Origin of the sequence: Neisseria sp. HMSC070F02 (assembly GCF_001814225.1) — a bacterium.
GTDB lineage: Bacteria > Pseudomonadota > Gammaproteobacteria > Burkholderiales > Neisseriaceae > Neisseria > Neisseria meningitidis.
The window spans coordinates 1-7,641 of the sequence record NZ_KV815444.1 but is presented as its reverse complement, the minus strand read 5'-3'; the positions used below and the strand labels follow the sequence as shown (position 1 = coordinate 7,641).

At 53.0% G+C, this 7,641-nt stretch carries 8 protein-coding genes and 1 tRNA gene; 8 read left to right on the top strand and 1 reads right to left on the bottom strand.

Translation table 11 applies throughout. The annotated features are described in order from the left end of the window. Window positions 1–96 precede the first annotated feature (96 nt). Window positions 97–181, bottom strand: a tRNA-Leu gene (locus HMPREF2959_RS06665). A 276-nt stretch (window positions 182–457) separates the two neighbouring features. Between HMPREF2959_RS06665 and HMPREF2959_RS06660 the strand changes: the two genes are divergently transcribed. The 8 genes from HMPREF2959_RS06660 to HMPREF2959_RS06625 all read left to right on the top strand — a co-directional run bounded on the left by HMPREF2959_RS06660 (window position 458) and on the right by HMPREF2959_RS06625 (window position 7,640). Next, entirely contained in the window at window positions 458–1,111 is a 654-nt protein-coding gene (locus tag HMPREF2959_RS06660; protein WP_002225030.1) for an SCO family protein, read from the top strand. Window positions 1,112–1,189: 78 nt separating this feature from the next. After that, complete coding sequence (hisG, locus tag HMPREF2959_RS06655) at window positions 1,190–1,843, top strand: ATP phosphoribosyltransferase (protein WP_019742656.1); 654 nt, start codon at window positions 1,190–1,192, stop codon at window positions 1,841–1,843. Between the two features lie 103 nt (window positions 1,844–1,946). Continuing rightward, window positions 1,947–2,846 (top strand): LEM-3-like GIY-YIG domain-containing protein, encoded by a 900-nt coding sequence (locus HMPREF2959_RS06650; protein ID WP_002216786.1) that lies wholly within the window; start codon window positions 1,947–1,949, stop codon window positions 2,844–2,846. Further along, window positions 2,843–4,132 carry a histidinol dehydrogenase gene (hisD, locus tag HMPREF2959_RS06645; RefSeq protein ID WP_002216785.1) on the top strand — a complete coding sequence of 430 codons (1,290 nt, stop codon included), beginning with the start codon at window positions 2,843–2,845 and terminating at the stop codon, window positions 4,130–4,132. The genes HMPREF2959_RS06650 and hisD overlap by 4 nt, the downstream gene beginning before the upstream one ends. Window positions 4,133–4,177: 45 nt before the next feature. Beyond that, complete coding sequence (hisC, locus tag HMPREF2959_RS06640) at window positions 4,178–5,275, top strand: histidinol-phosphate transaminase (protein ID WP_002212810.1); 1,098 nt, start codon at window positions 4,178–4,180, stop codon at window positions 5,273–5,275. Further along, entirely contained in the window at window positions 5,272–6,189 is a 918-nt protein-coding gene (gene hisB / locus HMPREF2959_RS06635) for an imidazoleglycerol-phosphate dehydratase HisB (RefSeq protein WP_002216784.1), read from the top strand. Before hisC ends, hisB begins: the two co-directional genes overlap by 4 nt. Window positions 6,190–6,283: 94 nt before the next feature. Then, complete coding sequence (locus tag HMPREF2959_RS06630; protein WP_002212808.1) at window positions 6,284–7,153, top strand: NAD(P)-dependent oxidoreductase; 870 nt, start codon at window positions 6,284–6,286, stop codon at window positions 7,151–7,153. A 124-nt stretch (window positions 7,154–7,277) separates the two neighbouring features. Then, complete coding sequence (locus HMPREF2959_RS06625) at window positions 7,278–7,640, top strand: MarR family transcriptional regulator (protein ID WP_002243726.1); 363 nt, start codon at window positions 7,278–7,280, stop codon at window positions 7,638–7,640. Window position 7,641 lies beyond the last annotated feature (1 nt).

Sequence of the window (7,641 nt, the reverse complement as noted above, 5' to 3'; positions counted from 1 at the left end):
CGCCGTACTGGTTTAAATTTAATCCACTATATTTAGTTTTATCTATTTCATTAAACAGCAATAGACAAAAAAAAATAACCGCTCTAAAAGCGGTTGTGGTGCCCAGGGTCGGACTCGAACCGACACACCTTGCGGCGGGGGATTTTGAGTCCCCTGCGTCTACCAATTTCGCCACCTGGGCTGGTGAAGAAGTCGTCATTATAATGGCTTTTGAAATTCTGTAAACCTTTTTTTTGAAATTATTTTATCTGTTTTTATTTTATTTTTGATTTTAAATAGAATTTTTATTATTTTAATCTTACTGTTCTTTCCGCTCCAAAGATTCTGTATGATTCGGCAATTCCTGCCGTGCAGACAACGTAAAAAAATACTACATTAAATCTGCCAAACGCGTTAAGATGGAAATATTCAAATTCCGTACGAATCAGGTTTTGCTATTTATTCTTGGGAGATTGTCATGTTTTCCGTACCGCGTTCCTTTTTGCCGGGCGTTTTCGTACTTGCCGCGCTTGCCGCCTGCAAACCTCAAGACAACAGTGCGGCGCAAGTCGCTTCTTCAAGTGCATCCGCGTCGGCTGCGGAAAATGCGGCAAAGCCGCAAACGCGCGGTACGGATATGCGTAAGGAAGACATCGGCGGCGATTTCACGCTGACCGACGGCGAAGGCAAGCCTTTCAACCTGAGCGATTTGAAAGGCAAGGTCGTGATTCTGTCTTTCGGCTTTACGCACTGTCCCGATGTCTGCCCGACAGAGCTTTTGACGTACAGCGACACGTTGAAGCAGTTGGGCGGGCAGGCTAAGGACGTGAAAGTGGTGTTCGTCAGCATCGATCCGGAACGCGACACGCCTGAAATCATCGGCAAGTATGCCAAACAGTTCAATCCGGACTTTATCGGTCTGACGGCAACGGGCGGCCAAAACCTGCCGGTCATCAAGCAGCAATACCGCGTGGTTTCTGCCAAAGTCAATCAAAAAGACGACAGCGAAAACTATTTGGTCGACCACTCTTCCGGTGCGTATCTCATCGACAAAAACGGTGAGGTTGCCATTTTCTCGCCTTACGGAAGCGAGCCGGAAACGATTGCTGCCGATGTAAGGACCCTGCTCTGATAAAACCGTATGCCGTCTGCACCGTCGGCGCCTATTCAGACGGCATTATTGTTTCAACCGACAAAGGACATCCACACCATGCAGGATAATGCTTTGACCATCGCCTTATCCAAGGGGCGCATTTTTGAGGAGACGCTGCCGCTGCTTGCCGCTGCCGGCATTGTTCCGACTGAAGAGCCTGAAAAATCGCGCAAGCTGATTATCGGGACGAACCATGAAAACATCCGCCTTGTCATTGTCCGCGCAACCGATGTGCCGACTTATGTCCGCTACGGCGCGGCGGACTTCGGCATTGCGGGCAAAGACGTGCTGATCGAACACGGCGGCACGGGGCTTTACCGGCCTTTGGATTTGGAGATTGCCAAGTGCCGCATGATGGTTGCTGTGCGTAAAGGGTTTGATTACGAAGCAGCTTCGCAACCCGGATGCCGTCTGAAGATTGCCACAAAGTATCCTGAAATCGCGGCATCTCATTTTGCTGGCAAGGGTGTCCATGTGGACATTATCAAACTGTACGGCTCGATGGAACTTGCGCCGCTGGTCGGCTTGAGCGATGCGATTGTGGACTTGGTTTCGACGGGCAACACCTTGAAGGCAAACGGCTTGGAAGCAGTCGAACACATCGTCGACATTTCCAGCTACCTGGTGGTCAACAAGGCTGCTTTGAAAACGAAATACGCGCTGCTGGAGCCGATTATTCAGGCGTTCGGCGGCGCAGTGAAGGCGAAGTAAGCATCCATTTGAATAAAGATGCGTTTTCAGACGACCCTATCCGTTCCCGCCGACAGGTCGTCTGAAAATATCACCGGCAGTAAACTGTATAGGAGAAGTTAAAATGGTTGCAAAAATAAAAAAATTCTCAGATTCAACCCTTTCCGTTTTGAATAACGGCGAGCGTCGGTTTTATGTCTATTGTCTGACCGACCTGAAAAAAGACAAAATCCTCTACATCGGCAAAGGCTGCGGTAATCGTATCTTCGAGCATGAATGGGTTGCTAGTCGTTCACAAGATCCAGTCTCCGGCGAGATTATCGATCGGAAACTCAAAGCCATCTCCAAATGCAAGAAACTCGGTCGCTATATCATCAGCTATCATCTGACTGAAGTCGAAGCACTCGCCGCCGAATCTGCCTTAATTCATTTTGTTAAATCTGTCTTGGGTAAAAAACTCAAAAATAAAATTGCCGGGCATGGTCCGGGTGGTATTAGCGTAGAAGAACTAGATCGCCGCTTTGGATTCTCTTCTCTCCCACTTAACGAGATTAACCCCGACGGGCTGATTCTCGCCATCAAAATCCACAATGCTTTCGATTTAGATACTGACGAAGAATTAGACTACCTTTTCGACAACCAAGACGATGCCAACCTCAAATCGCGTACGTTGGGCAACTGGGTTATCGGTAAAGATGTTGCTTCAAAAGTGAAATACGTTATCGGCGTTCACACCGGTCTGCAAAACGCTGTTGTCAGTGCATACGAAGTGGACGGTTTTGAAACAATGGTTGAGGAAACCAAAAACGGTAGAAAACAATCCCGTTACCGTTTCCGCACTACCTCTCGTAGCGAAGAGGTATTAGCCAAACTCGGTCTGCAACAAAAATGCCTGCCCGAATTGAAGTTTGGTAGCGGGGGAGAAAAAGCGTATATCAGACCCAAAACAGAGACAGAAACTGAACAAGAGAATATTCAGACGACCCCCAATCCAAAAATAAAAAAGGAAAAAACCAAATCATGAAAAAACTCAACACCCAATCGCCCGATTTCCAAGCCGGACTCAAAGCCCTGCTGGCTTTTGAAACCGCGCAAAACCCCGAAACCGAACGCATCGTCGCCGACATTTGCGCCGACGTGCAAAAGCGCGGCGATGCGGCTTTGATTGAATACACCAACAAATTCGATCAGACAAACGCTAAAAGCATCGATGATTTAATACTCACGCAAGCCGATTTGAAAGCGGCGTTCGAGCGCATTCCGAACGACGTTCAGACGGCATTGCAGACCGCCGCCCGCCGTGTCGAAAGCTACCACCAACGCCAAAAAATGGAATCGTGGAGCTACACCGATGAAGACGGCACGCTGTTGGGACAACAAATCACACCGCTTGACCGCGTCGGCATTTACGTCCCCGGCGGCAAGGCGGCGTATCCGAGTTCCGTCATCATGAACGCCATGCCCGCCCACGTCGCAGGTGTGAAAGAAATCATCATGGTCGTGCCGACACCAAAAGGCGAACGCAACGACATCGTACTTGCCGCCGCATACGTCGCCGGCGTAACCAAAGTCTTCACCGTCGGCGGTGCGCAGGCGGTTGCCGCCCTCGCCTACGGCACGGAAACCATCCCCCAAGTCGATAAAATCACCGGTCCGGGCAACGCCTTCGTCGCCGCCGCCAAACGCCGCGTGTTCGGCGTGGTCGGCATCGACATGGTGGCGGGGCCGTCTGAAATCCTGGTCATCGCCGACGGCACGACACCTGCCGATTGGGTGGCGATGGATTTGTTCAGCCAGGCCGAACACGACGAAATTGCCCAAGCCATCCTCATCGGCACGTCGCAAGCGTATCTCGACGAAGTAGAAGCCGCTATGGACAGGCTCATCGAAACCATGCCGCGCCGCGACATCATCGAAGCCTCGCTCGGCAACAGGGGCGCGATGATACTCGCCAAAGACTTGGACGAAGCCTGCGAAATCGCCAACTACATTTCCCCCGAACACTTGGAACTGTCAGTCGAAAATCCGCAGGAATGGGCGAAAAAAATCCGCCACGCCGGTGCGATTTTCATGGGACGCTACACCGGCGAAAGCCTCGGCGACTACTGCGCCGGTCCAAACCATGTATTGCCCACCAGCCGAACCGCCCGCTTTTCCTCGCCTTTGGGGACATATGATTTCCAAAAACGCTCCAGCCTGATTCAGGTTTCGGAACAGGGCGCGCAAAAATTAGGCGAAACCGCCAGCGTGCTGGCACACGGCGAAAGCCTGACCGCCCACGCCCGCGCGGCAGAGTTCCGTATGAAATAATGCCGAAACGGCGTACAGGCATATTCCAACCATTAAGGAAACACGATGAAATCCGTCCGCTCCTTCATCCGCGACGACATACAAGCTATGTCGGCATATCAGATTGCCGACGTTCCGCCCGGCTTTGCCAAACTCGATTCGATGGAAAGTCCCGTCCACCCTTTTGCCGGACATGAAACGCTGTTGCAGGAATGGCAGGCACGGCTTGCCGCCGCGCCCATCCATCTTTACCCCAATCCCTCCGGCAGCGGTTTACAGGAAGCATTACGTTCGGCGTTCGACATTCCCGACTGCGCCGACATCGCGCTGGGCAACGGCTCGGACGAGCTGATACAGTTCATCACGATGCTGACCGCCAAACCGGGCGCGGCAATGTTGGCAGCCGAACCCAGTTTCGTCATGTACCGCCACAACGCCGCGCTGTACGGCATGGATTATGTCGGCGTTCCACTGAACGGAGATTTCACCCTCAACCTGCCCGCCGTCCTCGAAGCCGTCAGGAAGCACCGCCCTGCCCTGACCTTTATCGCCTACCCCAACAACCCCACCGGCGTATGTTTCACGCGTGCCGAAATCGAAGCCGTCATCGAAGCTTCAGACGGCATCGTCGTCGTCGACGAAGCCTACGGCGCATTCAACGGCGACAGCTTCCTGCCGCAGGCGGGCAGCATTCCCAACCTCATCGTCATGCGTACCGTCAGCAAAATCGGTTTTGCCGGACTGCGTATCGGCTATGCGGCAGGCTGTCCCGAAGTCATCGGCGAACTGCAAAAAATCCTGCCGCCCTACAATATGAACCAACTGAGCCTGACCACCGCCAAACTCGCCCTGCAACACTACGGCATCATCTCTGCCAACATCGACAGCCTGAAAAACGAACGCGAACGGATGTTCGCCGAATTGGGCAAAATATGCCGTCTGAACACCTTTCCAAGTCAGGCAAACTTCATTACCATACGCGTACCCGATGCCGATTTGTTGTTTGACACGCTCAAACAAAACCGCATCTTGGTTAAAAAACTGCATGGCGCGCACCCGCTTTTGGAACACTGCCTGCGCATTACCGTAGGCAGTCCCGCACAAAACGATGCCGTTCTCAACATCATTCGCCAACTTTACTGCCAACCAACGGATTTCCTATGAATTTGACTAAAACACAACGCCAACTGCACAACTTTCTGACCCTCGCCCAAGAAGCAGGTTCACTGTCCAAGCTCGCCAAACTCTGCGGCTACCGTACCCCTGTCGCACTCTACAAACTCAAACAACGCCTTGAAAAGCAGGCAGAAGACCCAGATGCACGCGGCATCCGTCCCAGCCTGATGGCAAAACTCGAAAAACACACCGGCAAACCCAAAGGCTGGCTCGACAGAAAACACCGCGAACGCACTGTCCCCGAAACCGCCGCAGAAAGCACCGGAACTGCCGAAACCCAAATTGCCGAAACCGCATCTGCTGCCGGCTGCCGCAGCGTTACCGTCAACCGCAATACCTGCGAAACCCAAATCACCGTCTCCATCAACCTCGACGGCAGCGGCAAAAGCAGGCTGGATACCGGCGTACCCTTCCTCGAACACATGATCGATCAAATCGCCCGCCACGGCATGATTGACATCGACATCAGCTGCAAAGGCGACCTGCACATCGACGACCACCACACCGCCGAAGACATCGGCATCACACTCGGACAAGCAATCCGGCAGGCACTCGGCGACAAAAAAGGCATCCGCCGTTACGGACATTCCTACGTCCCGCTCGACGAAGCCCTCAGCCGCGTCGTCATCGACCTTTCCGGCCGCCCCGGACTCGTGTACAACATCGAATTTACCCGCGCACTAATCGGACGTTTCGATGTCGATTTGTTTGAAGAATTTTTCCACGGCATCGTCAACCACAGTATGATGACCCTGCACATCGACAACCTCAGCGGCAAAAACGCCCACCATCAGGCGGAAACCGTATTCAAAGCCTTCGGGCGCGCCCTGCGTATGGCAGTCGAACACGACCCGCGCATGGCAGGACAGACCCCCTCGACCAAAGGCACGCTGACCGCATAAAAAACCATACCGTCTGAAACACCCGCAGGCTTTTCAGACGGTATCGGAACAGATAAGATTACACTACACTACAAACAGAAAAGGAGTAAACATCATGTCCGCAAACGAATACGCACAAATCGGCTGGATAGGCTTAGGGCAAATGGGTCTGCCTATGGTAACGCGGCTCTTGGACGGCGGCATCGAAGTCGGCGTATACAACCGCTCTCCCGACAAAACTGCCCCCATCTCCGCCAAAGGCGCAAAAGTTTACGGCAACACCGCCGAACTCGTCCGCGACTATCCCGTCATTTTCCTGATGGTTTCCGACTATGCCGCCGTGTGCGACATCCTGAACGGAGTCCGCGACGGATTGGCCGGCAAAATCATCGTCAACATGAGCACCATCTCCCCGACCGAAAACCTCGCCGTCAAAGCACTTGTCGAAGCCGCAGGCGGACAGTTTGCCGAAGCACCCGTTTCCGGATCGGTCGGGCCCGCCACCAACGGCACGCTGCTGATTCTGTTCGGCGGCAGCGAAGCCGTTTTAAACCCGCTGCAAAAAATATTTTCCCTCGTCGGCAAAAAAACCTTCCATTTCGGCGATGTCGGCAAAGGTTCGGGCGCGAAACTCGTCTTGAACTCGCTCTTGGGCATTTTCGGCGAAGCGTACAGCGAAGCGATGCTGATGGCGCGGCAGTTCGGCATCGATACCGACACCATCGTCGAAGCCATCGGCGGCTCGGCAATGGACTCGCCCATGTTCCAAACCAAAAAATCCCTGTGGGCAAACCGCGAATTCCCACCCGCCTTCGCCCTCAAACACGCCTCCAAAGACCTCAACCTCGCCGTCAAAGAGCTTGAACAGGCAGGCAACACCCTGCCCGCCGTCGAAACCGTTGCTGCCAGCTACCGCAAAGCAGTCGAAGCCGGCTACGGCGAACAGGACGTTTCCGGCGTTTACCTGAAACTGGCAGAACACTGATTGCCTTTTCCAAACACAATGCCGTCTGAACATATTTCAGACGGCATTTTTATCACCCCACGCTTAAAATCAGTCCCGATTATGACTATACTCCGCGCAAATTTAGTCAATATCAAGACCAATTATGAACCGACTCGACCAACTTGGCACCCGTATCAACCTGATTTGCAATGTCTTCGACAAATGGATTGGGCAGCAGGATCTGAATTACAACCTCTTTGCCGTACTTTATACCCTGGCAACCGAAGGCAGCCGCACGCAAAAGCATATCGGCGAAGAGTGGAGTCTGCCCAAACAGACCGTTTCAGGCGTATGCAAAACCCTTGCCGGACAAGGGTTGATTGAATGGCAGGAAAGCGAACAGGACCGGCGCGAACGGTTGCTGTCGCTGACCGAAAAAGGCAAAGCCCATGCCGCACCTTTAACAGAAAGCGCGCAGGAATTCAGCGACAAAGAGACCTTTGCAAAATCCCCCAAAATCCCCTAAA